General features: G+C 65.7%; 27 protein-coding genes, 1 tRNA gene, 2 pseudogenes and 1 riboswitch. Of the genes and pseudogenes, 8 read left to right on the top strand and 22 right to left on the bottom strand.

Annotated features, from left to right (window positions below; all coding sequences use genetic code 11):
* Positions 1-255: 255 nt before the first annotated feature.
* From ACSQ86_RS15175 to ACSQ86_RS15160, 4 genes are all read right to left on the bottom strand, one after another.
* Positions 256-486 (bottom strand): hypothetical protein, encoded by a 231-nt coding sequence (locus ACSQ86_RS15175; RefSeq protein ID WP_436310321.1) that lies wholly within the window; start codon positions 484-486, stop codon positions 256-258.
* A complete protein-coding gene (locus tag ACSQ86_RS15170; RefSeq protein ID WP_436310269.1) occupies positions 410-649 on the bottom strand; it encodes a phage virion morphogenesis protein in 240 nt (79 codons plus the stop codon). The genes ACSQ86_RS15175 and ACSQ86_RS15170 overlap by 77 nt, the downstream gene beginning before the upstream one ends.
* Before the next feature lie 425 nt (positions 650-1,074).
* Positions 1,075-1,812 carry a hypothetical protein gene (locus ACSQ86_RS15165; RefSeq protein WP_436309046.1) on the bottom strand — a complete coding sequence of 246 codons (738 nt, stop codon included), beginning with the start codon at positions 1,810-1,812 and terminating at the stop codon, positions 1,075-1,077.
* 5 nt (positions 1,813-1,817) lie between these two features.
* On the bottom strand, positions 1,818-2,435 hold the full coding sequence (locus ACSQ86_RS15160) for a DUF6988 family protein (protein ID WP_436309045.1): 618 nt from the start codon (positions 2,433-2,435) through the stop codon (positions 1,818-1,820).
* Positions 2,436-3,488: 1,053 nt separating this feature from the next.
* Here ACSQ86_RS15160 and ACSQ86_RS15155 point away from each other — a divergent pair.
* From ACSQ86_RS15155 to ACSQ86_RS15125, 7 genes and pseudogenes are all read left to right on the top strand, one after another.
* On the top strand, positions 3,489-4,247 hold the full coding sequence (locus ACSQ86_RS15155) for a hypothetical protein (protein ID WP_436309044.1): 759 nt from the start codon (positions 3,489-3,491) through the stop codon (positions 4,245-4,247).
* 74 nt (positions 4,248-4,321) lie between these two features.
* A complete protein-coding gene (locus ACSQ86_RS15150) occupies positions 4,322-4,594 on the top strand; it encodes a hypothetical protein (protein WP_436309043.1) in 273 nt (90 codons plus the stop codon).
* Between the two features lie 23 nt (positions 4,595-4,617).
* A complete protein-coding gene (locus tag ACSQ86_RS15145; RefSeq protein ID WP_436309042.1) occupies positions 4,618-5,112 on the top strand; it encodes a hypothetical protein in 495 nt (164 codons plus the stop codon).
* A 58-nt stretch (positions 5,113-5,170) separates the two neighbouring features.
* Entirely contained in the window at positions 5,171-6,082 is a 912-nt protein-coding gene (locus ACSQ86_RS15140) for a YecA family protein (protein WP_436309041.1), read from the top strand.
* A 520-nt stretch (positions 6,083-6,602) separates the two neighbouring features.
* Positions 6,603-6,887, top strand: coding sequence for a hypothetical protein (locus ACSQ86_RS15135; protein ID WP_436310320.1), 285 nt, complete (start codon positions 6,603-6,605; stop codon positions 6,885-6,887).
* A 462-nt stretch (positions 6,888-7,349) separates the two neighbouring features.
* Positions 7,350-7,580: pseudogene (locus ACSQ86_RS15130) on the top strand (ATP-binding protein); the annotation flags it as partial.
* A 6-nt stretch (positions 7,581-7,586) separates the two neighbouring features.
* Positions 7,587-7,773, top strand: a pseudogene (locus tag ACSQ86_RS15125) (response regulator); the annotation flags it as partial.
* A 1,182-nt stretch (positions 7,774-8,955) separates the two neighbouring features.
* On the opposite strand, the gene ACSQ86_RS15120 reads toward ACSQ86_RS15125, so the two are convergent.
* The 9 genes from ACSQ86_RS15120 to ACSQ86_RS15080 form a co-directional block, all read right to left on the bottom strand.
* Positions 8,956-9,978 (bottom strand): hypothetical protein, encoded by a 1,023-nt coding sequence (locus ACSQ86_RS15120; RefSeq protein ID WP_436309040.1) that lies wholly within the window; start codon positions 9,976-9,978, stop codon positions 8,956-8,958.
* A 17-nt stretch (positions 9,979-9,995) separates the two neighbouring features.
* Positions 9,996-10,250: a hypothetical protein gene (locus ACSQ86_RS15115; RefSeq protein WP_436309039.1), complete on the bottom strand. Its 255-nt coding sequence runs from the start codon at positions 10,248-10,250 to the stop codon at positions 9,996-9,998.
* A gap of 76 nt (positions 10,251-10,326) precedes the next feature.
* Entirely contained in the window at positions 10,327-10,962 is a 636-nt protein-coding gene (locus tag ACSQ86_RS15110) for a hypothetical protein (RefSeq protein ID WP_436309038.1), read from the bottom strand.
* Positions 10,963-10,973: 11 nt separating this feature from the next.
* Positions 10,974-12,035 (bottom strand): tyrosine-type recombinase/integrase, encoded by a 1,062-nt coding sequence (locus tag ACSQ86_RS15105; RefSeq protein WP_436309037.1) that lies wholly within the window; start codon positions 12,033-12,035, stop codon positions 10,974-10,976.
* Positions 12,036-12,118: 83 nt separating this feature from the next.
* Positions 12,119-12,194 (bottom strand) — tRNA-Asn (locus tag ACSQ86_RS15100).
* A 74-nt stretch (positions 12,195-12,268) separates the two neighbouring features.
* Positions 12,269-13,195 carry a thiamine phosphate synthase gene (locus tag ACSQ86_RS15095; protein ID WP_436304188.1) on the bottom strand — a complete coding sequence of 309 codons (927 nt, stop codon included), beginning with the start codon at positions 13,193-13,195 and terminating at the stop codon, positions 12,269-12,271.
* Positions 13,196-13,202: 7 nt separating this feature from the next.
* Positions 13,203-14,021, bottom strand: coding sequence for a thiazole synthase (locus ACSQ86_RS15090; protein ID WP_093108801.1), 819 nt, complete (start codon positions 14,019-14,021; stop codon positions 13,203-13,205).
* A 9-nt stretch (positions 14,022-14,030) separates the two neighbouring features.
* Positions 14,031-14,228, bottom strand: coding sequence for a sulfur carrier protein ThiS (gene thiS, locus ACSQ86_RS15085; protein ID WP_093108800.1), 198 nt, complete (start codon positions 14,226-14,228; stop codon positions 14,031-14,033).
* Positions 14,225-15,337, bottom strand: a complete 1,113-nt coding sequence (locus ACSQ86_RS15080) for an FAD-dependent oxidoreductase (protein WP_436309036.1) — start codon at positions 15,335-15,337, stop codon at positions 14,225-14,227. Before ACSQ86_RS15080 ends, thiS begins: the two co-directional genes overlap by 4 nt.
* A gap of 28 nt (positions 15,338-15,365) precedes the next feature.
* On the opposite strand from ACSQ86_RS15080, the gene thiD reads away from it, so the two are divergent.
* Positions 15,366-16,211 carry a bifunctional hydroxymethylpyrimidine kinase/phosphomethylpyrimidine kinase gene (thiD, locus tag ACSQ86_RS15075; RefSeq protein ID WP_436304186.1) on the top strand — a complete coding sequence of 282 codons (846 nt, stop codon included), beginning with the start codon at positions 15,366-15,368 and terminating at the stop codon, positions 16,209-16,211.
* Here the strand turns inward: thiD and ACSQ86_RS15070 are convergent.
* The 9 genes from ACSQ86_RS15070 to ACSQ86_RS15030 form a co-directional block, all read right to left on the bottom strand.
* The gene (locus ACSQ86_RS15070; protein WP_436304185.1) at positions 16,156-17,475 is read right to left on the bottom strand and encodes a purine-cytosine permease family protein; all 1,320 of its coding nucleotides are present in this window, start codon (positions 17,473-17,475) and stop codon (positions 16,156-16,158) included. The two genes, thiD and ACSQ86_RS15070, sit on opposite strands and share 56 nt — an antisense overlap.
* A gap of 75 nt (positions 17,476-17,550) precedes the next feature.
* Positions 17,551-17,659: riboswitch (TPP riboswitch) on the bottom strand.
* A gap of 88 nt (positions 17,660-17,747) precedes the next feature.
* Positions 17,748-18,332, bottom strand: a complete 585-nt coding sequence (locus ACSQ86_RS15065) for a phosphatase PAP2 family protein (RefSeq protein WP_436304184.1) — start codon at positions 18,330-18,332, stop codon at positions 17,748-17,750.
* A 79-nt stretch (positions 18,333-18,411) separates the two neighbouring features.
* A complete protein-coding gene (locus tag ACSQ86_RS15060; protein ID WP_436306300.1) occupies positions 18,412-19,434 on the bottom strand; it encodes an NAD(P)/FAD-dependent oxidoreductase in 1,023 nt (340 codons plus the stop codon).
* Complete coding sequence (fdxA, locus tag ACSQ86_RS15055) at positions 19,431-19,760, bottom strand: ferredoxin FdxA (RefSeq protein ID WP_436304183.1); 330 nt, start codon at positions 19,758-19,760, stop codon at positions 19,431-19,433. The genes ACSQ86_RS15060 and fdxA overlap by 4 nt, the downstream gene beginning before the upstream one ends.
* 40 nt (positions 19,761-19,800) lie before the next feature.
* On the bottom strand, positions 19,801-21,144 hold the full coding sequence (locus ACSQ86_RS15050) for a sulfate adenylyltransferase subunit 1 (RefSeq protein WP_436290254.1): 1,344 nt from the start codon (positions 21,142-21,144) through the stop codon (positions 19,801-19,803).
* Positions 21,144-22,097, bottom strand: a complete 954-nt coding sequence (gene cysD / locus ACSQ86_RS15045; protein ID WP_093108792.1) for a sulfate adenylyltransferase subunit CysD — start codon at positions 22,095-22,097, stop codon at positions 21,144-21,146. Before cysD ends, ACSQ86_RS15050 begins: the two co-directional genes overlap by 1 nt.
* Before the next feature lie 30 nt (positions 22,098-22,127).
* Entirely contained in the window at positions 22,128-22,871 is a 744-nt protein-coding gene (locus ACSQ86_RS15040) for a phosphoadenylyl-sulfate reductase (protein ID WP_436296208.1), read from the bottom strand.
* A gap of 14 nt (positions 22,872-22,885) precedes the next feature.
* Positions 22,886-23,284 (bottom strand): DUF934 domain-containing protein, encoded by a 399-nt coding sequence (locus tag ACSQ86_RS15035; protein WP_436304182.1) that lies wholly within the window; start codon positions 23,282-23,284, stop codon positions 22,886-22,888.
* Positions 23,281-25,071: a nitrite/sulfite reductase gene (locus tag ACSQ86_RS15030; RefSeq protein ID WP_436304181.1), complete on the bottom strand. Its 1,791-nt coding sequence runs from the start codon at positions 25,069-25,071 to the stop codon at positions 23,281-23,283. Before ACSQ86_RS15030 ends, ACSQ86_RS15035 begins: the two co-directional genes overlap by 4 nt.
* Positions 25,072-25,213 lie beyond the last annotated feature (142 nt).

Genomic DNA, 25,213 nt, shown 5'->3' with positions numbered 1-25,213 from the left:
TGAAGGACAGCGGACCCAGCGCACTTATCGAATCGGCGCCACGCTGCAGAGGCTGCGATCGTTGGTGAACGTGCGTGTGACTGGTGCTTTCTTCCAGCGCCGAGCGTATGCCAAGTGGGGTAGCCGGTCGTCAATAGAAAGCCGGTTGACGCCCAGAGCGTTCAGGAGTACGTGAAGCACTTGGCGAGAATCCCGGCGCTGCCGCCGCCCCGGCGGGGGTCACGGTGCTTGAGTCGAAAGTCACCCTAAGCTGAGTCAGTGCAGCATTGCGAATTGAGCTGAGATCGCCAGCGACAGTCGTGATGCCCCACGGAGGTGTTGCAGCAGGAGATCCTTGACTTGCTCGCGCTCGGCGTTTGTCAGGCCGCGCAGCTCGCGCGTCGGGTACTGGTATTCCGGTCCGCCGGGTTCAACCTCGTCGCGTAGCCCTGCATGGGCGCGATCCGTGCTGTCCCCCGAAGAATCCCACGGCCACGCCGTCATCATCAGCCTGCGTTCTGAGATGCCGCGCTGCGCGGAGCTTCTCGAACATGGCGCGGCGGATGCTGCCCTTCTGCAAGCGGGCCTTGGTGAGCTTGCGCGACTCGTAGGCGCTGCCATCGGGTTCCTCTGCAATGCGATGCGCGCGGCCTGCCCCGCGTCGCAGCATCTGTCCGATGCTGCGCGCCAAGGCGCGGCGCGGAGATGACAGTCGCAGGACTGATTGGCCTGCTGGTAGCAGGCCTCCTCGTTGTTGAGACCCTGTTCCCACGCGGCCATCCCGCAGCAGACCGTCCGAGCTCGTGGCGCGTGACGAGCGCAAGCACATCACCTTGATGCGCCCGATGCGCCCGATGCGCCTGGCGACCATGCCCGCCAAGACGCTGGAGCAGCTCGACTGAGCCCAAGCGAAAAGCGCGCCCAAGGCGCAGATCGTGGAGCTTGGTCATCTGGCTCGTCACCACCGGCGCGGCGATGGCGCTCAACGAAAGCGGGTGCGAGGTGTCATCAAGAACTCGTCGCACTCGACGCCTCGAATGAACCCGGAACCTTTAACCCGACCCGGAAAGGCCTGCCGTGAGGTTTATCGGCAACCTATCGCGAGGTGCTCGTCCTGGCCCATCGGAAACGGATTTCGCGAGTGTTCACATCGAAAACCGAGATCGTTTCAAACTGGACGGTGCCGGCGGCGCGCCCGTCCAAGAACGACTGCAAGTCTTCTTGCCATGTCGGCATCATTGGATTTGTTGCGAAGTAGGCGAGCAGGTGAAGCGGGCCCTGGGCCTCGTAAGTCTTGCCGAGCTTGAGCTCGATCAGGTCAACCGTGGGATCGCCAATCCATGTAGCTCCTGAGCTATGGAATTGTGGGCCCTTCGCGTCAAGAAGTCGCGTAACGCGCACACTCCAAAAAATCTCCGAGAGCGCTGCTGGTATCGAAACACTGCCCACAAACCCCTCGGGCAAATCGAGCATGTGCAACAGCATGGGTGTCATAGCACGTTCGCGGCGGCGCTTGGTCAAGCCGTCGCGAAAAGACGGCGCAATGAAGGCGTTGGCAAACCGGCGGCTAAATAGTTGGTTGGCCGCTGGATCGAGCGCATCGAGCGCTTTGCGGGCTTGTCTGGGCATTTCAAGGGCGCTGTCCAGGGATGCCGCGAAAGGCTTCCACAGGATTTCGCCAAGTTCGAATGCGAGTTCGGTCCCATCGGCTTGAGTGAACAGGATGTCTGGCTCCGGAGGCTCTCGGCTTTCAATGCTGTCCGGACCATGCAGCCAACCCTGAGCATCCGCAAAGTGCCGAAAGATCAGGCGCTCTGTAGCAGCCTTGCTCAACGAGGTCAACTGGCCTTCCCCCCTGGCATGCAATCCGCATGTGCCTCGCGCATCGCTCGCATCGCGCCCATCAACTGGGGTTGTTGGCTGGCCATAACGGCGACATTCGACAAGATCAGCAGGAGCAGATTACGGTTCTGCAGCACGAAGATCAGGTTTGCATCGGGGTAGCCCCGCAAGGCGTGGACGACCGCGTGGACGCCGCCGTGGACGAACGAATGCATCACCTTGAGGACCTTGCCGAGCTGTCGCAGCTCCGAAACAGCCTGCGGGGCGTGCGGCTCGACAGCATCGAGCATTGCCGGAATGGGCGGGCCCATCTGCGGCTCGTCGAGCTGCCCTGCATCGACAGGCACCGAAAACTTTGCCAGCCAATCGTCTTTGGCGCCATGCAAGACCCAGGCGGCCCGAATCACGGACTCGAAAACAAGCCGAACCAAAGCCAACGCTGTACCCGTGAGCTGTCCTTCAATCAGGATGCGCTGGCTCACCGCGTGCTCCAATGCCGAACGGCAATACGCAAGGCTGATCAAAGTGCGCTGGGACGGCGGTGGCCAAGCCGCAGACAGCAACGCGGCAACGTCATCATCGAAGGCGGCCGATCGACGCAGGAGGTCCGCCAAGCCGTCACCTGGGGCATCTGCAATTGGAGGAGTGCTCATCGGCCAATATTGTCGTGCTGCACTGCGGCGCTGACTGCGGTGATGTCGTAGTGCGTGTTGACGACCTCGTGCGGCTGGACGCGCTCGCGCTGTCTCAGAAGGAGGCCGCGTGACCGAAGAGAAGAGTTCCTGCAAAAAGCTGCGCAAGGAACTAGAGGATTCCAGGATCCCTTCTCGACGCGAAAAGGAGTCGCCGCATGGTGCGCGCGGTGAGGCCCTTCGTCGGAGGAGCGCGGCCGGTGGCGAGTCCGGCGGGGAGCGCGGCAAGAAGGGGGTATGCCGGTGGCGGAGACGCACCCCCTCGGAACCCCCCTCGGAACCCCCCTCGGAACCCCGAGTCGGTGACGACGGGCACGGCCGAGCTGGACCTCGATCACATCGACGGGGATGGGCCCCGCGTGGCCCGTGAAGCCGGCGCGCTCGAAGGTGGCGGTCTGCCCACACACAACCGAAGATCCTCGCGCAGTGGGCCCAAGAGCCGCCGAGCCTGCTGCTGCACGTGAAGCGGAGCTCCGCCTCTGTGTGCGCGTTGGCTCGCGACCGCAAGAGAAGGGCTGGGAGCTGGAATAGCGCCTGAACTCTCGAGCGCTGGCCGAGTCGTTTCGGGGTCGGCGTGGAGCGCGCGGCTGGCGAGAGTGCTGGCGCTGGCGGCCGATCTCGGCCTCCGGTGCCGTCGTCCCGCACGGGCAATGGGCGAAAGCGCCTGGAAGCGTTCCTAGCAGCGGGGTGCCCGAAGTGCTGCGCACGCGGGTCGGGAGCATGGTGCGAGCGCGCTGGGCCGCGTCGCTTCAGGTGCGTGCTGTCGCGCAAAAACTAGCCGCGTGCGATGAACCCGGCGTGCGGCTCTTTTAGATCAAATCGGCTGCAGGGCGAACGTCGGTGATTCGTGCATAAACGCACGCGCGCATCAAATAGATTCGCTCCTTGGGTGGATACGCTTGAACCGTGGCCATACTTCCATCCGGGGGGATTCCCACCGAGCCGTAGAGCAAGGGGCTGGCCGAGGGGACGAAGATGAGCAAGGCCGTTGCACCGCTACTGTTAGCGATACTCTTGGAAGGCTGCGCAACTCATCCGCAGATGGAATGGGTCAGCGCGGGCGCCGGAGGCCCAGATTTCGGTCAAGCTCAAGCGCGCTGCGACTACGAAACAAGCGCCGCGACCCAAGGCACGGACCACAGCTTTCGAACCTCACTGGGGCAGGAACTGGACCGGGCAATTCGAAAGAATGATTTGATGGGCAGATGCATGCGGGCACAAGGATTTGTGCTGCAGCCAGTGGGATCGATTTCCCCGCAAGTTGAAGATTCGAAGTGGAAGCTACTCGAAAGTGAACTCGCCAACAGCACCTCGCAGCGTGCTCAGCTCCGCGCAATTCTGACTGCCAATCCGAAGTCACCCGACGCCGAATTTCATAGTCGCCGGATCAGCGAACTAAACGACCGTGTCGCTGAGATTGAACGGAAACTCAGCTATGCGCGGACGCCTCCGGTCAGTACTGATCCGAATATCGGTCGGCCGCCAGACGGCGCTCAGTTGGCGGACTCGAGCCCGGCCGCTTCAAGGCGTTCGCCCTCAACTGCGTCAGTTAGTGCAATAAGCCAGGAGGGCTATAGAGCAGAAGAGCTCGCCAGGGAGCAGCGCTGTAATGTGCAACCCCGTGCGACCCTGATCGGAAAGGGAACTGGCTTCGAGACCTACAGCATTTCATGCTCGAACGGCGACGCATTGGCAATCCGGTGTGAGTCTGGGAACTGCCGAGTGCTGCAATAGTTCAGGACAAGTGTCGCGTCATCCCGCCGGTTGCTCATGCCGATACCATCTATCGCGGTTCGCTGGAGGGAATCATGGATAACGAGATCAAGGAGTTGGAGAGGCGAGTCAAAAGGCTGAGGCTCGAACGAGAAGAGCAGCAACTGCGCGCCAAGGTCGGTCGGGATCCGCGATTCCGGCGAGCCGGCGACCACGGTCTCGGGCGAGCCGGTCCTCGATGGGAGGGGGCGCGGTTGGCGCCGGTCAAGCTCGCGTGCTCAAAGGAGAAGATGCACCACCACCGCGAATGGATCCTGCTCTTGAGCGGTTACCTTCCTGGCCGTGATCGGCATCGTCGTATCGATTAAATAATTCGTTGGAGCGAACTCAGATGGATCTGGTTGAACAGGCTTTGCAGGAGAAGCTGCCCGAGGTGGCCGTCTCGTTCTTCGTTGTGTTTTCGCGCTTCGAGTGCGCGATGAAGCGAATCGGCATCTATGCACTGGGCGACGACAAAGGCGTCGAGGCAGATTGGAATCGGCTGGCCAGTGACCTCGGCCAACGATTCCTCGATGAGGTCATCGCCAGTGGAATCGCCCCAATCCTGATCGGCAAACCGCCGAAGAAGCAAGTCAAGCTTGCTGATGGAACATTGGGCTGGCGGGACATGGGCGCGGTGCAGAACAGCACCGACTTGTTTCTTGCGATCAGGCGCGCGAGAAACAATCTGATCCATGGCGGCAAATATCAGGACGATGGCTCTGGCTACGCGAATCTTGTCGCAGGAGCCGAGCGCAATGATGCCCTATTGGGTCAGGCCATGGCCGTTCTGCGACTGGCCCTGGAATCACGTCCCGACTTGCGAAATTGCTACTTCAAATACTGAATCAGCAAATGCCAGTGTTGCTAAGGCTTGTAGTGGTATCAATGGATTTGCGCAGGTCATGACCTTTGCGCTAGTAGCCGCCAACGCGGATCAAATCATTCAGGTTAGCGACCGGCGCCTCACGGGCTGGAATGGCGGCGTGCTCACAGAGGCGGCAGGCAAGTCGGGCCACTTGCTATGTGATGACGCTTCCGCCTTGTACTGTTTTACCGGACTCGCCACGATTGGCGATCAGTTCATCACCTCCAGGTGGTTGATGGAGGCGCTTCAGGCCGCTTCCAAGAGGAATGCCAGATTCCGTGAGCTGATCGAGCATTTTTCTGAAATAGCGACCGAGCAGTTCAGATCCAACCCAGTCGTGCTTTCGGCGCCACCTGAGCACCGAAGGCTGACCGTGATGTTGACCGCATACGCGGCAGACGGTTTCGTCTTCAATGCCCTGGTCTCGAACTTTCAAGACTTCATCAATTACGTGGACCATCCCACGGCGCAACCGAAGTTCACAGTCTACTGCTGGCGAAGTGCGGTGCCAGCTTTCTCAAATCCCACAGTAGTTCAAGCGATTGGTGCCTTTTCGGCCATGACCGAGGCCGATGAGCAGGCGATGCGCCGGTTGCTCGAAAAACGAGCCCCGTATGCCGCGATCCGGCAAAAGGCTGTCGACATCGTCGGCTCAATTTCGGACCGGCATCGCTCCGCAGGTACCGTCGGGAAGCGTATGAACACGGCGAGGATTGATAGCGGGGCGCCGATGGCGGCTTACTCAGGCTATGAAAGCGACATCGTCGAGCAGGGGCTGTCAGTGGTCGACATGGTTGACGGGCGGACCTTGGGCTCCGGCTTGCTGGTCGGGCAGATTGAGCTGACTTCAGAGGTGCCCATCGTCTTCCCCTCCGTGCATCGGAACGCGCCCTGTCCTTGTGGAAGCGGCAAGAAGTTCCGGTTTTGTCACCGACCGCGCAGCCAGTAGCTTCGGGGAGCTCGGCGCAAATGACGGGGCCAGCGGTGCTGGTGGCCAGGCCGGCATCGGGCAAGCTCTTCAGCTTCAAACGCGCGGGCATGAAGCCGACCAGCGAGCCCGCAATGCTCGTGGTGAGGCGACGATCATCCTCATGGCGTGCGCCTTCGGCGGAGGCGCCGCCCCACCGCTCGAGCAACTCGACAGTGTCAGTCAACAGGAACGCACCGCGGACTGGATGCGTCTCGAAATGGACGCGCACATCCTCAAGGCGTTTGCCTAAGCCACAAATGGCTCAGAGGGCTCTCCTCCTTAGGGGCCGATCGAAATGTCCTTGCTCTTTGGCCCGCGCTTGAAGCGCTGAGCCGGGATCGCGTTCCTCCGCTTCACTTTCACCCAGTCCACGGTCCTCGCGCCGGGCTGTAGACGCTGTCCTTCTTCTTCGCAATCAAGCCCTCTAGTTCGAACGGCCCGACGGCTGCGCAGAAGACGCACGCCCTGGGCGCGCCTGTGCTTCGCTGGCCGCTGGTGCTTGGCCGACCGCGATGGTCGGCCGGAAGACCGCCCAAAGCGCATCAAGGCCGAGCTGTTCCCGTTCGACACCATCGATGTCGAGCCGCTGCTCAAGGAATTGGAGCGCTGGAAGTTCATCGTTCGGTACGAAGTCGATGGTCTTCAAGCCATCCAGATTCTGAAATTCTCTGAGCATCAAAAGCCCTCAATACCCCGAAGAATCCAGCGTCATCAAGCCGCAGCATTTTCAGGAGTTACCCGCAGCATCAAGCCCCACGGACTCCAAGAACACTCCGGGAAATGAGCCGCCATCAAGGCCACCGGACTCCAAGAACACCCCCGGAGATGAGCCTGCATCAAGAGGGGGGCGCGACCCCCTGAATCCTGATTCTCTTAATGCTGAGATTAATACCTCAAGGGCTGGCGCCCCGAGGGCCGCGCCGTCGACCGCACCCGCGATGAACGGTTGGTGGAGATCATGCAACTGCGGCTGCAGCAGTTCGACCTCTCTGCTGGGAGGCGTGGGTGGCGACGTGGACGTCGATGATCCGGCGCAAGGTGGCACCGAGTCCCGACAGATCGGGTCGGCGATGCGCGTCATCACCCCTGAGCCCGGGCCGCTCCCCCACATGATTGGAAGCAGGCCGGCCGTCACCATGGCGACCGTCATGGCCTTGGGCCTCACTCGCAGAACAGCGCCTTCGCCGATCGCGGCCAACAAGGAATGGTCGTTCACCGGATCGCCGGCTTCGAGGCGTCGAGCAAGCCCGGCCTGCCGGCATCGCTCAAGGGCCGCGAGCAGACCCGGTTCGACAAGTTCACCCGCGGCCAGGCCGAGTCCGCCACGCCGGGCGTGGGACTCGGCCACGCGATCTGCAAGGCGGTGGTGAATGCCCCCCATGGCGGCGAGATCAGCGCAGCCAATGCGGTGGGCGGCGGGGCGGAGTTCACCGTGACGCTGCCCAGGCGCGATCCGGCCGAGCCTAGCGACGACTGAGCCCGCATGCCCGCACCCACCGCCATCGTCTTCGAGGACGAGCCCCAGATCCGCCGCTACGTGCGCGGACGCGCTCGAGGCCGAGGACTGGCAGGTGCATGAGGCCGGCACGCTGCGCGACGGACTGGCGGCGGCCGGCACGCGGCAGCCTGATCTGCTGGTGCTGGACCTGGGACTGCCCGACGGCGACGGGTCGAAGGTGCCCTCGCGGACGGACTACCTATTTTGGAGGGCGCCTTGCAGGCCATGCCATCATCGCCTCATCGCGGCAGACCTCGCATTCCTCAATGGTGGCTCGCAAGCGATCGAAGGTCGCGCAGTGCATGCCCTTGGGCTTCGTGCAGTCCTCGCCTAGTTTGGCGTCGGCCCTGCGCTGCCTGCGCCAACTGCGCGCGATGACGTCCTCCGACTGACTCAAGTAGGCGACTTGAGCGCAACTGCGACAGCGAAAACTTCCCCGCAGGTACAGCACCGCGGCCCGTCGGCCGCAGGACGGGCATGAGAACCAAGGTCGGGTGCCGCCGTAGCCGCAAACGGTGCGATCGATGACGACCCGCTGCTCGATGCCGTGTCCAGCAGTTCCCCAGTCCAACCAAAGAGATGTGGGTTCTGCTCGTGTAGAAAGCCGGTGGGTGACCTCGCCATCGACGCTGCACTTGCCGGTGCCAACCGCCGTGGGAACCAGGAGACCCGCTCTGGCCATCGATCGCACATCCACTCGAACGACCCACTCAGCCTTGTGTTTCCACCCTGGGCGTCCCGCGCCGTATCTACTGCCACCTTGGCTCATTTTCAGCGTCCAAGAATACGAAATCATCCACCAGATTGGATTCGGGTCCCAGCCAACCCAGCGTCAAAACCAAGCAGTCGGATAGTTCATCAGCGACCGACCGACAGAGGCGTAGCGGCATCGTCGGCGCTACACCGCCCGGTTGGCCCACACCCAGCGATGGCCGAGGATTATGGGCCGAGCGCGCGACCTGCGTGATTCTGCTCTTCAGCCGCGGCAGCACGATGCTTCATCAAGAGGGCCGAGCCGCGCGCCACGCCTTCTTTAGCTGTAGCAACCGTTCTGGAAATACCGACAAAACCCAAAAACCCAGATCAACTGATCCAGAGCGGACAGACCTAGCCCATCCTGGCTAGGCCTTCACATGAACCGACTGACCCGTCGCGTTGCATGACCCGCCAGCCGCTCGATGCAAGGGCGCTAGCTTCGCCACCCTTTCCCCTGTTTCAGCACCTGATCCAACAGTAGGGGACTCACCCTGCGCCGCTGCTGTTAAACCGTGTCCAACCAGCGCAGTGAAGCTTGCATTCGTTCTAGGCGTCCATGGCACTCCTGTGGCGTGTGAGGCTTGCTGAATTCAGGGCGTCATTTGGTCCTTGCAACAAGGCGCTCGACGGCGGTCACCATCGCCTCCGAGGAGCTGACCTTTAGCAAGGTTTGCAACTGCGGGTACAACTGGGCATAGCGCCTGCCGCGCTTTTTCTCCTGCTCGAGTTCGGTGCCGAGCAGCTTGGCCTTGCGCTCGAGGTCTCGAGCGCGCGTTTTCTCCTGCGCAAGTTCGACCTCGAGCGCCTGAACCAGCTTCTTGAGCGCGTCGATCTCGGCGATCTTTTCGTCGGCCGGCGCAGCCTCGGCGTTTGAACCTTCGCGAGAGGGCGCGGGAGCTTGGGCCTGCGCTGGCGCGATCACCGGCGCCAGGGGGCTGGAAGAGGGTTCACCAACAGCCTGCTTACCGGCTGGCTTGGGTGCGCTTGCATGGGCGCGCTGGCTGGGCTTGATGCGCTCCGTAGCCCCCTTCAGGGACAACGTACCGGACCTGACCTCATCCGCCACATCGGGCCTGTCGGCGGCCTTCACCTGCTTTGCCTGCTTGATCGTGCGTTCGGAGAGGCCGGTGAGCTTCGCTAGTTCGGCAGTTGATTTCGGAGGGTGGGCACCGGGTGCCCACCCTCCGTGTTGATTCGATCCCAACGGGCGCCATTCGAAGACTGACACGATTGCGAGCGCGCGCTGGCTCGCGCTCAGGTTTCGGCGGGCGGCGTTGGCCGAGACGACGAACTGCTGCGGATCTTTCCCGGCAAAGATGGTGCAGGGACATCCCATGTCGAGCTCCATGGCTGCCCGGTAGCGATGCCGGCCATCGAGAATTTGTCCGTCCAGGAGAACAATGGCTTGCCGCACGCCATTGGCCGCGACGTCTTCCTTGAGGAACGTGTAGTCCGCCGCATCCATGTCCGGAAAGGCCGCGCACAGCGCATGGGGCTGGAGGCGTGGCGGCGCCATCGCGGGGGCGCCGATTGCAAAACGACCGTCTGCTGCGCCAGCATTGCCTGTCCTGTGGGCAGTGCTCTTGTCGATCTTCAGACAATCGGGGGCGGGACCCGCCATGGGCGCAGCCGGCGTGCTCACGAGGCCTCCCGTGCGGCCGCAGACTGAGGGAGCTCAGAGCCGGCTTGGAGGACGCAAGCGTCGAACCTCGAAGGGTTGACCCAGAGGCGACCGGCGATGTACAGCAAGGCCCCGGCCGCCACCAACTGGGCCTTGCGCTGGCGAATGAACCAGCGCAAGGAGTGGAGCCCCGGGAAGAGATGGGCCGTGCGTTGCTGGTACTCCTCCAGCTTCTGCAGATTCGCCAAAGGCGAATCGGGTTGCTGGTTCATCGAAAACTCCTGAACTGACGGGCCTGACAGGACCCGCATCAACACAATTGCGTGTTGATCTGGAGGAGTTTTGCGACTAGTTGCGTGCGAGTCTTCTCGGCGACCGAGGCGTTTTCCTGATATTTCTGCCCAGACTTTCCAGCAACCGCTTGTAGGCCTTGAGGTCGGGCGTTCCGTAGAGCTCGACCCCTTCGGCGTAGAGCTCTTGGCACAAGGTGGCTCCGATGCCGAGGGTGTCACCAACTGCCTCGAACAAGCCCACATCGATCGGCGTCTCGGGAGTTTTCTTGAGCACCGCCATGAGTGCGTCGGACACCGGCCAGATCAGTCGCTTCCGCCGAGCGATTGCCGCGCGCTTTTTCTCGCTGATCGGCGGAACATCGAAGGCCTCATCGAGCGTCGCCTTCTCGAAGTGCGAGAAGCCGTGGATTCGCGTCAAAAACTGGCGAGCCAGCCAGCGGGGCGGAGAAACCTCATTTTCGAAGCAGAGGTTGAGCGCTTGCAGGACCGCCACGCCGTTGTCGTTGATCTTCGAACGGTTGTGCCTCAGAAGCACGGCCGTGACCCAACGGTCAAAGTCCGGGGATTCAAACGGCGGCATGGCATCGCGTTCGCGCTGGGTCAAGTCGAAGTAGTTCACCTCGTGCATGACCTCCCTGCTTTCCCCAGAGGGCGCCGGCGCGCGGTGCCTGAGTTTCTTTTTTTCGTTCATGCCGGCCATTTTCATTGGATGCCCCCGAGCACGCGATTGACCAGCGCCGCCTTGTGGCCGGTCGCCAGGTGGCTGTAGCGCTTCGTGACCTGCAGTTGCCGGTGCCCGAGCAGGTCGCCGATCTCCAGCAGGGTGGCCCCGTTTTGCGCCAGCATCGACGCGCAAGTGTGGCGCAGGTCGTGGAACCTGAAGTTGCGCACCTTGGCGGCGCGCAGCGCCTCCTTCCAGCGCTCCTCGAATGCGTATGGCTGGGCCGGGTTGCGCGCAGACGCAAATACCAGCGAGGACGGAGCCGCCTTGGCGCCGAATGACTTCAGCAGGTCCACCACAGCGGGCACCAGCGGCAAGGTCTTGGGATCGCCGTTCTTGCTCCGGCCGACATAGGCGACGTTGTGCCCGTAGTCGATGTCCTGCCAGCGCAGCCCCAGCAGTTCCCCTTTTCGCGCCCCGGTGGTAAGCGCGGTCAGCACCAGCAGGTAGAGGCGGGGGTAGCAGGATGCCTTGCAGGCCTCGAGCACGCTGACACGCTCCTCCTCGGACAGGAAGCGGGTCTTCTCGTTGTGCTCGGCGCGGCGCTCGACGCTGCGGCAGGGGTGGACCCAGCCCTTGGGCGCGACGCGGCGCTTGATCGCCCAGGTGAAGACGGCGGCAATGCTGGCGTTGTATCGATTGATGGTGGCCGGCGCGATCGCCTTGCGCTTGGCCTTGTAGATGGGCCTGCCGGCGGCGTCCAGCCCGGCATAGTAGGTGGCGGGCCGCTGGGACAGGCCCTCCAGGGCGGCGTGCACGTGATCGTCGGTCACGTCCTGCAACGCGAGGCCGCCGATGTGGCCCACCCACCACGAAAGGCGCTGCAGGCGCGTCGTGTCGCGGCCGGCGTAGTGCGCCATGTAGAGGTCGACCAGCTTTTCGACCGTGAGGTCACCGGCCCGCATCGGGATCACGGGCAGGGCGCCCGGGTGCGAGCGGCAAAAAGAAAGGCCTCCCTCGGGGAGAGGGAAGCCTGCAGTGCCGGTTTGCAGCGCGCTGTCAGACGCACTGCCGTCACCGGCGGACTTGTTCACTGTTGCCATTTCGAGACTCCTTGCGATCTAGGAACCGCCGTTACCGGCGGACTATTCGCGGAGACCTGAAAGGCCCGTCAACTCAAGAGTTTTGGCTCCTCGACCTGGGCTCGAACCAGGGACCTACGGATTAACAGTCCGGCGCTCTACCGACTGAGCTATCGAGGAACAAGCCTCAAATTATAGCGTGGTTTTCGAGGCCTTCCGGCCGGGCTCGATCACGTGATTCGTGATTCGCGACTTCATTGGCGCGTACCGGCCTCGACGGCGGCCATCAGACGAGCCGCGGCGGCCTCGGGCTCCGGGTCGGCCACCAGGGCGCGCACCACTGCGACCGAGCCGACGCCGGTGGCAAGCACTTCGGGCAGGCGCGCTTCGTCGATGCCGCCGATGCCCACCTGCGAATAGCCGCGCAGCAGGTGCGCATAGGCGCCGAGCCGCGCCGCGCCCTGCGGTGCGGTCGCCATCTGCTTCAAGGTGGTAGGGTACACCGCGCCCATCGCGATGTAGCTCGGGCTCACGGCATCGGCGCGCAGCATTTCTGCGTAGCCATGGGTGCTGACGCCCAGACGCAGGCCGGAGGCGCGAATCGTCTGCAGCTCCTGCGGCGTCAGCGCGTCCAGGTCTTCCTGGCCCAGGTGCAGGCCGTAGGCCTTGGCCGCGATGGCGGCGCGCCAGTGGTCGTTGATGAAGAGCAGGGCGCCGGTGCCGCGCACCGCTTCGACGGACGCGTGTACTTCACGCGCGATGGCTTCCGTGTCGTCGGATTTGAAGCGCAGTTGTACCGTCGGCACGCCGGCGCGCGCCATGCGGCCGACCCAGGCGGCGTCGGGCAGCACCGCGTAGAGACCCAGCTTCTGGGGACAGGGTGGGAAGGCATTGCGGCGTTCGGTAGGCGGAAAGGGCAGCATGCCGAAGTCCGCCGGCAGTTCGGGCCAGGCATGCGCATCGAAGCTGCCCGTGCGCTGCGTTTGCGCCCGCCAGGCGCGGGCCAGGCATTCGGCATCGACCTCGATGAAGCCGAGTGCGGCGCAGGCCGTCTTGGCGCCGCGATAGACGGCGTCGTCGGACGAGAAGGACGCGGGCGCTTGGGCCGTCTCGCCGAAGCGCGGCGCATGCGCCGCGACGATGGCCTGCGCGATGTTTTGGGGGGCGGTGGTGTTGCTCATGACGGGGTCACTGCGATGCAGCGTGGTGCCAGAACGGCGTGCCGAGCACCGGCGTGCTCGGCTGTGCCGATTCCTGTGCGGCCATCGCGCCCGCAAGGTGGGCGCTGCGGCCGGCCTGCACCGCATCGGCGAAGGCGCCGGCCATCGCGACCGGATCCTGCGCGAGCGCGACGGCGGTGTTGAGCAGCACGCCGTCGTAGCCCCATTCCATCACCTGGCAGGCATGCGAGGGCAGCCCGAGGCCGGCATCGACCAGCAGCGGCACGCTGAGCCGCTCGCGCAGCACCTGCAAGGCATAGGGATTGACGGGCCCGCGGCCGGTGCCGATCGGCGCGGCCCAGGGCATCACGGCCTGGCAGCCGACGTCGACCAGCCGCCGGCACAGCACCAGGTCTTCAGTGCAGTAGGGCAGGACGTGGAAGCCGTCGCGGATCAGCTGCGATGCGGCATCGACCAGATTCAGCGTGTCGGGCTGCAGCGTGTAGTCGTCGCCGATGAGCTCGAGCTTGATCCACGGCGTGTCGAAGAGCTCGCGCGCCATCTGCGCGGTCGCGACCGCCTCCTGCACGCTGTGGCAGCCGGCCGTATTGGGCAGCACGGGCACTTGGAGCCGCCGCAGCAGCTCCCAGAAGCCGTTGTCGCTGCCGGCGCCGTTCGGCGTGGCCGTCTGGCGGCGCAGCGAAGCGGTCAGCATCGCCGGCTGCGCGCGCCGCACGGCCGCTTCGAGCACGTCGGGCGAGGGGTAGCGCGAGGTGCCGAGCAGCATCCGGCTCTGGAAGGCCTGGCCGTAGAGCACCAGCGGGTCGTGGGATGGGGTTGTGGTCATGGCTTTACCTCAGCCGCCTGTCACGGGGCGGATCACTTCGATGCGGTCATCGGGTTGCAAGGCGTGCGACGCGTAGTTCGAACGCGGCACGAACTGGCGATTCACCGCGGCGGCGAAGGGCGGCGTCGCGTGGATGAGGGCCAGCGCGTCGGCCAGCGTCGCGCCGCTCGGCAGCGTCTGCGGTGTGTCGTTGATCAGGATGTTCATGGCAAGACGGTTTCCAGGCTGGGCGCCAGATCGAAACGGCTCGCGAGCGCGGAATGGCCGGTGGCGAGCAGTTCCATCGCGACGTCAAGGATGGCCGGCGCGATCATGAACCCGTGGCGGTACAGGCCGTTGATTTGCATCACGCCGGGTCGCGGCTGACGGAAGGCCGGCAGATTGTCGGGCAGGGTCGGCCGGCATTGGGTCGCGATCTCGAGGATGCGTGCTTCGGCAAAACCGCTGTGCACCGAATAGGCGGCGCTCAGCAGTTCGAGCGTGGAACGCACGCTGGCCGGCGACATGTCGTCGGACTCGATCTCGGTGCCGCCGATCACGAATACCTGCCCGGGCTTGGGTGCGATGTAGAGCGGGTAGCGCGGATGCACCAGCCGCGTCGGTCGCTGCAGCGCGACTTCGGGGGCATGCACCCGGATGACTTCGCCGCGCACGCCGCGCAGGGCGCCCCACTGCGGGCGGGCGCCGAGGCCGCGGCAGTCGATGACGCGTTCGGGCTGGCCGGTTCCTCCGGCGTCGAAGTCGTCGATGCTGCGCGGTGCCTGCCAATGCAGTTGCACGTTGGGCATGGCCCGCAGCGTGGCGAGCAGTGCGGCGAGCAGTCCGCGGTTGTCGAGCTGGCCTTCTTCCGGCAGCAGCAGGCCGTGCGCGAAGCGCTGGCCCAGTGCGGGCTCCAAGGCGGCGATGCCGGCCGCATCGAGCGACTTCATTGCAGGCAGTTCGGGCACCAGTTCGCCGGTGTGCGCCAGCATGCGCGCCAGCCGCGCGGCTTCGGGCGCATCCTGGCGGTGCCACAGCACCAGTGTGCCTGCGCGCTGGAAGAACACGGGCGCCGCCAGCGATTCGAGCAGCACCGGCCAGCGGTTGAGTGCGTAGTGGCCCATGCGCACGACCGAGGGTGGTGCGATCGCAGATTCGGCCAGCGGCGCCAGCATGGCGGCTGCGACGCGCGCGGCCGCGCCGTCGGCCTCAGGCCCGCCGGCGTCGAAGACCTCGACCTTGCAGCCGGCCTGGGCCAGCGTCACCGCGAGCAGGCGGCCCATGAGCCCGGCGCCGAGGATGACGGCGGAGCGGAAAGGAAGGGTGGCAGCGTTCATCGGCAGATCATTCGGTAAGCTTGCTGGCATGACCCAAGCATTCTCTCGTTACGCCCGCGTGCTCTCGATCGCCGGTTCCGACAGCGGCGGCGGCGCCGGCATCCAGGCCGATTTGAAGACCTTCTGCGCGCTCGGCTGCTACGGCATGACGGCCATCACCGCGCTCACCGCGCAGAACACGCTGGGCGTGTCGGGCATCCATGGCGTGCCGCCGGCTTTTCTCAAGGCGCAGATCCAGGCGGTGATCGAAGACATCGGCGTCGACGCGGTCAAGCTCGGCATGCTGCATGCGCCCGAGGTGGTGGAGGTGGTGGCCTGGGCCATCGATCACTACAGGCTTTCCAAGGTGGTGCTCGACCCGGTGATGGTCGCCACCAGCGGCGACCGGCTGATCGCCGAAGAAACCGTGCAGGTGCTGGTGCGCGAGCTGTTCCCGCGCGCCACCGTGGTCACGCCCAACCTCGACGAGGCGGCCCTGCTGATCGGCCATGCCATCGACGGCGTCGACGCGCTCGACGATGCCGCGAGCGAACTGCTCGCGCTGGGCGCGCACGCGGTGTTGCTCAAGGGCGGCCACCTGCCGGGAGACGATGTCGTCGATCTGCTGGCGGAGGCGAGCGGCGAGCGGCTGAGGCTGTCTTCCGAACGCATTGCGAGCCGCAACCTGCACGGCACGGGCTGCACGCTGTCCTCGGCCATCGCTGCACACCTCGCGCTGGGCTACGAACTGGCCGATGCCGTGGAGCGCGCGCGCGGCTATGTCGTGGCCGCCCTGGCGGCCGGTGCGGATGTGAAGATCGGTGCCGGCCACGGTCCGCTCAACCACGGCTTTGCGCCAGTGCCGATGGTCCGTCTGCCGTCGCCGGGCGCGTGATCCATGCCAGCACGAAGGTGAGGGCCAGCGTCGGCAGCGCCGACCCGAACTGAGGCGCCCATCTGGCGCAGGCGTGGTAGATGGCGATACCCGCGATCCAGATCAGCGCCGCGACCCAGTCGATCTTGCGCGCGCCCACCGCGACCGCTGCGCCGCCCGTACCCAGCCGTCCGAGGATCACGCCGTAGAGCGGCACGAACACCGAGCTCAGGAGCAGCAGGAAGGGCTCGAGCGAATGCATCGGCAGCACCAGTGCGAAGGCGATGCACGCGACCGCGAGCCACAGGCCCCAGCGCCGCACGCTCCAGCGCGGCTGCAGGCTGTGGGCCGAGACCGAGCCCGAATAGACGTCGCCATACGCGTTGTCGAGTTCGTCGATCAGGATCAGGCCCAGCGCGACCAGGCCGCCCTGCGCCAGCAGCAGCGCCGCCACGAGGTTGGTGCCGGGTTCCGCCACGCTCACCACCATCACGCCGAGCGCGTAGCACCAGATGTTGGCGAGCGCGTAGCCGACCCAGGTGCCGCCGAAGGCGCCGCCGAGCCCGCCCGCGCTGCGCCTGCCGTGCCGCGCGTAGTCGGCCACCAGCGGCAGCCACGAAACCGGCATCGCGATTACCAGGTCGAGCGCGCTGAACATGCCCGTGCTGCCGTTGCCCGGGCGCGACCAGAAGGCCTCCAGGCCCTTGGCCTGAAGCTGCGTCGCGAATTGCCAGCTCAGCCAGAGCAGCGAGAGCACCACCAGCGGCAGCCCGAAGCGGCTCACGAAGCGCCGCACCAGCTTGACCATCGAGCCGGCCAGCAGCGCGAGCAGCACCGCGCCCCACAGCAGCGTGGTCAGCACTGTGCCCAGCGTGCCCTCCAGCGACCAGCCGAAGGCCTGCTTGCCGATGGCTTGCGTGCCCTCGCGCATGATCACGATCTCGAAGGTGGTCCAGCCGATCAGTTGCACGATGTTCAGCACCACCGGCAGGCGCGCGAAGGCGCTGCCGTAGGTGGCGTGCATCAGGCCCGCGCTGGCCAGCCCGCTTTCGCAGCCGAGGCGGGCGGTCCAGGCCAGCAGGCCGGCGCCGATCAACGACCCCAGCACGATCGCGATCGCCGCCTCGCGCGTGCCGACCGCCGGCACCAGGTAGGCGCCGACCTGCATCACCAGCAGGCCGACGCCGAGGCTGAACCACAGGGCCATGTGGTCGTGCCAGTGGAAGACGCGGTTGACGTCGCCGAGTGGCGTCAGCGCCTCGTTGGATTCAGGTGTTGTTGCCATCCATTTGCTCCATTGCAAAGTGTTTGGCAGGTGGGCGAGGCCACGGCGGCAAGACCGGCACGCGAGAAAACGTGGCGGTCGCCGGACCAGCTTCCCTGCGCGAGGATTACCTCAGTCAGGTTCAAAGGGACTCTCTCAGCCAAGCTGCAACAGGCGTTGCGAGCCGGCACCCCTAGCGTTGCTTCAGGCTGGCGAAGCAGTTCGGATTGTAGAGCCGTGCGCCGGCCGAGTGCGACACGGCGACGTGAAGTCGCCGCGGACCGGGCGGCGCCTCAGTGGTCGATGGCGGCCGACAGTTGCCTCGCGCCCGAGTGGTCGTGGCGAATGAGCGGCAGGACGAAGCGGCGCGCGAGCTGCTGAAGCGTCCAGAACGCGGCAGCGATCCCGCCGGCCAGCAGCAGGCCGGCAGCGATGTCCAGCGGGAAATGCACGCCCACGTAGATGCGCGCCCAGCCCGTGAGGACCGCGATCGCCACGACCGCCAGCCCGGTCTTCCGAAGCGACGCCCGCAGGCAGAACAGCAGCCCGATGGTGAACATCACCGAGGCGTGCGCACTCGGCAGCGAGCCGCGCGCGCCATGGTCGATGTGCGCCGGGCTCAGGCCCACCATGAAGGGGCGCGGCATCGCGATGGCGTCCGCCAGCGCGTGGGCCAGCATGGCCGCCGCGGCCGCGGCGACCAGCGTCACCATCGCATAGACCCGCTGCGAGGGCCGGCGCCAGGCGACCCAGCCCATGAGGGCGGCGCAAAGCCAGGACGCGCCCTCGGCCACGATGGATGCGAGCCACATGATTTCGGCATTCGGGGTGTGGCCAGCGCCAATGGCCTGGAACAGTGCGGTGTTCAACGCGAGCATGCCCGGCATCGTATGGCGGTCTCGTGTCGAACGCGTGAATGCGGCGTTCAGCCTTCGTTCAGGGTGGTTGCTTTGTTCTTCAGCCCACGCCGAGCAGCTGGTGCAGCCGCGTGCTGGTGGTGGTGTACTGCAGCGGCACGGCCTTGCCCGGAAACACGATCGCGGTGGCGGCCCAGGCCGCCAGCGTCGCCTCGTGGAAACCGCAGACGATCAGCTTCTTCTTGCCCGGATAGGTATTGATGTCGCCGACCGCGAACACGCCGGCCTCGTGCGTCTGGAAGCGCTCGGTGTCGACCGGCACCTGCTTGCGCACGAGATCGAGGCCCCAGTCGGCCATGGGGCCGAGCCGCGGCGAGATGCCGAGGCAGGCGATGAGGGCGTCGAGCGGCAGCGTCACGGTCCGGGCGTCGGGCGTGGTGATCTGCAGCACCTGGCCGTCGAAAGCCGCGGGCTGGCCCACGGCGAAGTTCAGTGCGCCCTCGGCCGCCAGTGCGCGCATGCGGGCCACGAGCGCGTCGTCGGCCTGGAAGCCGTCGCGCCGGTGCAGCAACGTGACCTGGCGGGCCTTGCCGATCAGCGCGAGGGCGGTGGCCAGCGCGGCATCGTCGCCGCCATTGACCACCACGGCCTGGCCGTCGAAGCGCTCCAGCGCCTCGGGGTGATAGAAAAGCTTGGTGCCTTCAAAGCGCTGGATGCCTTCGAGCGCGATGCGCTTGGCGACGAAAGCGCCGACGCCGGCGGCGATGAAGACCGTCTTCGCAAGGAAGGTGGTGCCGGCGGTGGTGCCCAGCAGCAGGCGCTGATCGGCCTGGCGCTCGAGCGTCGCGACCTGCTGCTCGAAATGGAACTGCGGCTTGAGGGGTGCCACCTGTTGCAGCAGCGATTCCGCCAGGCCGCGCCCGCTGGTCGCCGGGACGCCCGGAATGTCGTAGATCGGCTTGTCGCCGTAGAGCTGCACGCACTGGCCGCCCGCGGAGGGCAGCGCATCGACGATGTGGCAGGGAATTTCGAGCAGGCCCAGCTGAAAGGCCTGGAACAGGCCGACCGGGCCGGCGCCGATGACCAGCGCCTCGGTCTCGATGGGTGCCGGCGTCGTGCTCAGCGGACCAACTCCCCGATCTTGTCAGCCTTGTCTTTCCACTCCTCGGCATCGGGCAGCGCGGGCTTGCGCTTGGTGATGCTCTTCCAGCCGTCGGCCACGGCGAGCTCGGCGTTGAGCTTGATGAAGGCGATCTGGTTGGCCGGCAGGTCTTCCTCGGCGTAGATCGCGTTGACCGGGCACTCGGGAATGCAGACCGCGCAGTCGATGCATTCGTCAGGGTCGATCACCAGCATGTTCGGCCCTTCGCGGAAGCAGTCCACGGGACATACGTCGACGCAATCGGTGTATTTGCAGCGGATGCAGGATTCGGAGACGACGTGAGTCATGTTCTTGGCTGGCGGGGAATGATCGGGTAAACGGCGAATTTTAGGCTTTTGCGAGAGCGGGCCTTACCAGCACGGCGGCCGAGGTCTTGTGGGAGGCGGTATCGACCAGCACCAGCGAACCCAGCGCACGCGATTGCGTGAAGGGCAGCACGGCCAGCGGCTGCTGCAGCGAGAGCACCACGTCGCCGATCGCATTGGCTTCGAGCCGGTCGGCCGGTTCGGAGTCGAGCGTCGTGATGTTCACTCGATCGACGATGCGCGCCACCTTCGCCTTGACCCAGCGATGGCCCTGCAGCGCCCAGTAGACGCGGCCCGCGACCAGCGGCTCGTCGTCGAGCCACGCGATGGTGGCGGTGATCTCGCGCGCGGGCTCGAAGGCGTCCGGCGCCAGCAGCCAGTCGCCGCGCGAGACGTCGAGCTCGCGGTCGAGCACGATGCCGGCGCTGTGGCCCGCGTGCACCGTCTTCGGCTGGCGCGTGTGGCTCAGCACCTGCGCGACGGTCGCCGTCTGGTTGCTCGGCAGCACCGTGACGCGCTGGCCCGGCTCCACATGCCCGCTGGCCACGCGGCCCCAGAACACGCGGCGGCCTCGGGACGTGTCGGCCGAGGCCGAGAACTTCTCGACCCACTGCACCGGGAAGGCGAAGGGCACGGCTTCGTCTTGCTGGGTGACAGGCAGTTCCTCGAGCAGCTCGATCAGGCTCGGGCCTTCGTAGCCGCACCAGTTGCCGTGGCGCGAGGCCACGTTCCAGCCCTTGAGCGCCGAGATCGGCACGGTGGCGGCGACCTGCACGCCTGCAGCCTCGGCAAAGTCCGCGAGCGCGCCCGAGATGCGTTCGAAGGCGAGATCGGCATCGGCGATCGCATCGAGCTTGTTGACCGCGAAAACGATCGACTGCACGCGCAGCAGGTGGCACAAGAGCGTGTGGCGGCGCGTCTGCGGCAGCAGCTCGCGCCGCACCACTTCGCCGTCTTCTACCTCAGCGGCCCAGGCCAGCTTGGTGGCATCGACCAGCACCACGGCAGCATCGGCGCTCGATGCGGCCGTGACCATGTTGCGCGTGTACTGCTCGTGGCCCGGCGCGTCGCCGATGATGAACTTGCGCCGTGCGGTCGAGAAGTAGCGGTAGGCGACGTCGATCGTGATGCCCTGTTCGCGCTCGGCCGACAGGCCGTCGGTCAGGAGCGCCAGGTCGGTCTCGCCGCCGCGCTGTACGCCGGCCAACTGGTCCTGCAGCACGGTCTTGCTGTCGACCAGGAGCCGCCCGATCAACGTGCTCTTGCCGTCGTCGACGCTGCCGCAGGTGATGAAGCGCAAGGCCGTGCCGGTGTCGCCGTGGATCGCTGCCGCTTCGGCGGCGGGGGTGGAGGTGCTCGCACTCATCAGAAGTAACCGTCTTTCTTGCGCTTCTCCATCGAAGCCTCGGATGTCTTGTCGTCCATGCGCGTGGCGCCGCGCTCGCTGACTTCGGCTGCCAGCGTTTCCACCACCACGTCGGCGGCGTCGGCTGCCAGGCTGTCGACCGGGCAGGTGCAGGTGATGTCGCCCACGGTGCGGAAGCGCACGTCGCGCACCTCCACCTTCTCGCCGTCGCGCGGCGGCGTGAGTTCGGTCACCGGTACCAGCAGGCCGCGGCGCTCGACCACTTCGCGCTGGTGCGTGTAGTAGATCGAGGGCAGGGCGACGTGCTCGCGCTCGATGTACTGCCAGACGTCGAGTTCGGTCCAGTTCGAGATCGGGAACACGCGGAAGTGTTCGCCGGGCGCCAGGCGGGTGTTGAACAGGGTCCAGAGTTCGGGCCGCTGGTCCTTGGGCTGCCATTGGCCGAAGGCGTCGCGATGCGAAAAGATGCGCTCCTTGGCGCGGGCCTTTTCTTCGTCGCGGCGCGCGCCGCCGATCAGCGCATCGAAGCGGAATTCCTCGATCGCCTCCAGCAGCGTGACCGACTGGTGCACGTTGCGCGATTCGCCCGGATGGGCGAGGCGCACGGTGCCGCGCGCCATCGAGTCTTCGACGCTGCGCACGATCAGCTCGGCGCCGAGTTCCTGCGCGCGGTGGTCGCGGAAGGCCGTCACTTCGGGGAAGTTGTGGCCGGTGTCGATCATCAAGAGCGGGTAGGGAATGCGGCCGGCGCCGAAGGCTTTCTCGGCGCACTTCAGCAGCACCAGCGAATCCTTGCCACCCGAGAACAGCAGCGTCGGGCGCTCGAAGGAGGCGGCGACTTCACGCAGGATGAAGATGGTTTCTTCTTCCAGCGCGTCGAGCTGCGTGTTGGACAGGCGCGCGGGCAGGTGCGTGCCTTGCAGCAGCAGGTCGTATTCGGTGCGGGCGTTCATGAGGAGTATTCGGAGATCAGAAAATGAGGTTCAGGCAATGGCGCGAATCGGAATGACCGACGACACGGCGCCGTCGACATGCAGGCCGCATTCCTTGGCGCTTTCCTGCTCCCACCACCAGCGGCCCGAGCGGAAGTCTTCGCCCAGGGTCACGGCGCGGGTGCATGGCGCGCAGCCGATGCTGGGATAGAACTGGTCGTGCAGCGGGTTGTAGGGCACCTGGTGTGTGGCGATGTAGTGCCAGACGTCGCCCCAGGTCCAGTTCGCCAGCGGATTGATCTTGACGCGCTCCGCCTGCTCTTCGATGAGCTCGACCTCGGCCCGCGCGCCGGACTGCTCGCGCCGCAGGCCCGTGATCCAGCCGCGCTTGCCCGCGAGCGCGCGCTCCAGCGGCTCCATCTTGCGGATATGGCAGCAGGACTTGCGCAGCTCCAGGCTGCGGTACATCGCTTCCTCGCCGTTCTCGGCCACGAAAGCGGCCGCCGCTTCCGCGACGGGGCGATAGATCTCGACCTCGCGGCCGTAGTGGGTCTGCAGGCGTTCGAGCAGTTCGAGCGTCTCGGCATGCAGCTTGCCCGTTTCGAGCACGAAGATGCCGGACTGCACCTGAAAGCGGTGCAGCAGGTCGGTCACCACCATGTCCTCGGCGCCCAGGCTGGAGGCCTGCGTGATCGGCGCGAACTCCTGCGCCGCACCGCGCAGCAGCGCCACGCTTTCGGCGAGCTTGGTCTCGAAATCGGCGGAGGGCTTGGCGTAGAGCGAGATGGCGTTCATGGCGTTCATGGCGTTCAGGCCGTTTCGCGCTTGAAAAGAGGCGTGGTCTGCACCGCGTCGCCTTGGTAGAAGGCGGAGAAGCGGTCGAACTGGCGCTGCGCGGCGGAGGCGTCGACGCCTTCCCTGAGCACGGCGCTGGAGAAACCGGTGCGTTCCATCTGCACCAGCTGGTCGATCAGCACGTCGCCGGTGGCGCGGATGTCGCCCTTGAAGCCGAGGCGGCGACGCAGCAGGAAGGCCTGGCTGTAGGCGCGGCCATCGGTGAACTTCGGGAAGTTCAGGTCGATGCGGTCGACGTCGTCGAGGCAGACCTCGATGGCCAGCGGGTCGGCGTCGTTGGGCAGTTGCAGCACGTTCGGCTCGCCGTCGTCCACGTGTTCTTCCGCTGAAAGGATGCGCAGCGTCTTGTTCATGCCGCCTCCTCCACCTTGAAGCGCGCACCGTTGGCCGCGGCCTTGAAAGGCTCGATGCCGACGCGGCGCAGCGCGTCGATGAAGCTCTCGCCGCGTCCATCGATCACAAGGCGCGTATCGCGGTAGGTGTTGAGCACGGCCTCGATCACGTCCGGCACTTCGGCCGCCGAGAACGAGGGGCCAACCACCTTGCCGGGCTGCGCCGCGCCCGACAGCGCCGAACCGTCGGAGCCGCCCAAGGTGACCTGGTACCACTCCTTGCCGTCCTTGTCGACGCCGAGGATGCCGATGTGGCCGCTGTGGTGGTGGCCGCAGGAGTTGATGCAGCCGCTGATGTGCAGGTCGATCTCGCCCAGGTCGTCGAGCTCGTCGAGATCCTGGTAGCGCTCGGTGATGGCCTCGGCGATCGGGATCGAGCGTGCGTTGGCCAGCGCGCAGAAGTCGCCGCCGGGGCAGGCGATCATGTCGGTCAAGAGGTGCACGTTGGCGCTGGCGAAGCCGGCCTCGCGGGCACTGAGCCACAGCGCGTGCAGGTCTTCGGCATGGACCCAGGGCAGGAGCAGGTTCTGGTCGTGCGTGACGCGCGCCTCGCCGGCGCTGAAGCGGTCGGCCAGCCGTGCGGCGGTATCGAGCTGGTCGGCCGAGGCGTCGCCGGGCGCCTGCCCGATGCGCTTGAACGAGAGCGTGACCGCGCGCAGGGCCGGGTTCTGGTGCGGCGCCACGTTGCGCTGCAGCCAGCGCGCGAACATCACGTCGTCGGCCGCCTGCGCGCACAGCTCGGCATCGGTCTCTTCGGCGCTCTGGAACACGCGGGTCGCGAGCGTGGGCGGCACGAAGGAGGCGGCCACGCGGTCGTACTCGGCCTGCGTGATGGTGTGCGGCGCGCCGTCGTGCTCGAGGATCTGCTTGTACTCGGCCTCGACATCGTCGATGTAGCGCTGGCCTTCGGCCTTCACGAGGATCTTGATGCGCGCCTTGTAGATGTTGTCGCGCCGGCCGTAGCGGTTGTAGACCCGCACCACGGCCTCGAGGTAGTTCATGATCTGGTTCCACGGCAGGAACTCGCGCAGCACGGTGCCGATGATCGGCGTGCGGCCCATGCCGCCGCCCACCTGCACGCGGAAGCCGAGCTCGCCGGCCTCGTTCTTCACGAGCTTGAGGCCCACGTCGTGCCAGCCGGTTGCGGCGCGGTCTTCGGCCGCGCCGGTGATCGCGATCTTGAACTTGCGCGGCAGGAAGGCGAACTCCGGATGCAGCGTGCTCCACTGCCGCATGATCTCCGCGAAGGGCCGCGGATCGGCCACCTCGTCGATCGCGACGCCGGCACGCTCGTCGCTCGTGATGTTGCGGATGCAGTTGCCGCTGGTCTGGATGCCGTGCATGTCGACCGAGGCCAGCAGGTCCATCACGTCGGCCGACTTGGCCAGCGGGATCCAGTTGTACTGCACGTTCTGGCGCGTTGTGAAGTGGCCGTAGTGCGTGGGCAGCTTGTGCGTGCCGAGCTTGCCCTGTGTCTTCAGCGCAGTCTTGTAGACCTCGGCTTCGGGCTCGTCGTACTCGCGCGCGATGCGGGCCAGCACGCGCAGCTGGGCGCTGGAGAGTTCGCCGTAGGGCACCGCGACGCGCAGCATCGGCGCGTAGCGCTGCACGTACCAGCCGTTCTGCAGCCGAAGCGGCCGGAATTCGTCTTCGGAGAGCTTGCCGGTCTGCCAGCGCTCCAGCTGGTCGCGGAATTGCGCGGCGCGCTGGTGCACGAACTGGCGGTCGAAATCTGTGTATTGGTACATCGTGTGTCAGTTGCTGGAAGGCGGTGCGTCCACGGCCCGTCAACGCGAGCCGGGGAATGTAAAAGCGCGCCTTATGGAAACAAACTATTTTTTGGTTCGCGCCTTATGCGGATAAGCTTATTCGCCAGTCCCCATGCGGGTT

The sequence above is a fragment of the Variovorax sp. LjRoot130 genome (genome assembly GCF_964253755.1).
Lineage (GTDB): Bacteria > Pseudomonadota > Gammaproteobacteria > Burkholderiales > Burkholderiaceae_C > Variovorax.
This window is presented reverse-complemented; position numbering and strand designations above follow the sequence as displayed.